The organism is Oleiphilus sp. HI0067, from assembly GCF_001635735.1.
In genome coordinates this window covers 1-351 of record NZ_LWFI01000815.1, presented here as the reverse complement: position 1 = coordinate 351, position 351 = coordinate 1, and the positions used below count along the sequence as shown (strand labels likewise).

Here is a 351-nt window from a genome sequence, read left to right as displayed (position 1 = left end):
AGTATTTATTTTGAACCTGCTGAATCAAACCAAGAGGAGAATGCATAAATGGAAATGCTCGTTCTTAGCTTCACCATATTCATCTTGGCCTTATTCGTTGGCGTCGAGTTGATAAACAAAGTACCGCCAACCTTGCACACACCTCTGATGAGCGGCACCAACGCGATCTCTGGCATCGTTATCGTCGGTGCAATTGTTAGTGCTGGTACAAATCACTTGTCTCCCACTGTTGCAAGTGTTCTTGGTTTTATTGCTGTTACTCTCGCAAGCATCAACATCGTTGCAGGCTTCATGGTGACAGATCGTATGCTCAACATGTTTAAGCAAAAGGGCTAATGATGTTTGCTTTAG

Annotated in this window: 1 protein-coding gene; it reads left to right on the top strand. The window is 43.6% G+C overall.

Going from position 1 to position 351, the window contains the following annotated elements; genetic code table 11:
* The first annotated feature begins 48 nt into the window (after positions 1-48).
* A complete protein-coding gene (locus tag A3739_RS08690; protein WP_068474346.1) occupies positions 49-336 on the top strand; it encodes an NAD(P) transhydrogenase subunit alpha in 288 nt (95 codons plus the stop codon).
* The last annotated feature ends 15 nt before the right edge of the window (positions 337-351 follow it).

Excerpts from the sequence above, each read along its gene's own strand:
- A3739_RS08690 (WP_068474346.1), top strand. The coding sequence starts at position 49 with ATGGAAATGCTCGTTCTTAGCTTCACCATATTCATCTTGGCCTTATTC.